Source organism: Mesorhizobium sp. M8A.F.Ca.ET.181.01.1.1, assembly GCF_004792025.1.
Classification (GTDB): Bacteria; Pseudomonadota; Alphaproteobacteria; order Rhizobiales; family Rhizobiaceae; genus Mesorhizobium.
Map to the genome: position 1 here is coordinate 1 of NZ_SRTV01000045.1, position 506 is coordinate 506.

At 57.3% G+C, this 506-nt stretch carries 1 protein-coding gene; it reads right to left on the reverse strand.

Translation table 11 applies throughout. From position 1 onward, the window contains the following. Nucleotides 1–506, reverse strand: a 506-nt coding sequence (locus EN824_RS33495; RefSeq protein ID WP_210236376.1) for a restriction endonuclease fold toxin 5 domain-containing protein, incomplete at both ends; no start/stop codon positions are given.

Genomic DNA, 506 nt, shown 5'->3' on the forward strand with positions numbered 1-506 from the left:
GCGCATGAGCAACGGGGCCATCTTTTTGTAAGTGAGCGGGGTTTGAAAGTACCACGTCAACTGCGCAGATGGGTTCATGCGGACGGCCGTACCCTGCTCAACGATCTGGTCTTCCATCGCCCTGAAACCTTCAAACCATTTCTCGGCCTTTGGGATAGATCCGTCAAGAAACTGATCGTAGTTGCCTTTCGCCTCTTGCAGCATGCACGCTGCGGCCTGAAACCCGTCGAAGTCGATGCCAAGCCATTGCCACTCGTCAGACCAACGACATTCTTCAACGTCGAATGCAAAGCCCGTGATACGTGCTTGGTACTGGTACGAATTCCAGTTCACACCATGGTTGCGGCGAATTTTCGCCCCGCCCTCGGGCGGACATTTCTTGCAGCTTTCGTCCGTGCGCGGCAAGGTTCGCGCAGCGGGCGCAGCTTTGCTGTCCTCTTTCTTCGTGTCGCCAGACAGGCTACCCGTTGCCCCCACTGCTGCCCCGCCCAGTAAAGCTGCGCCAG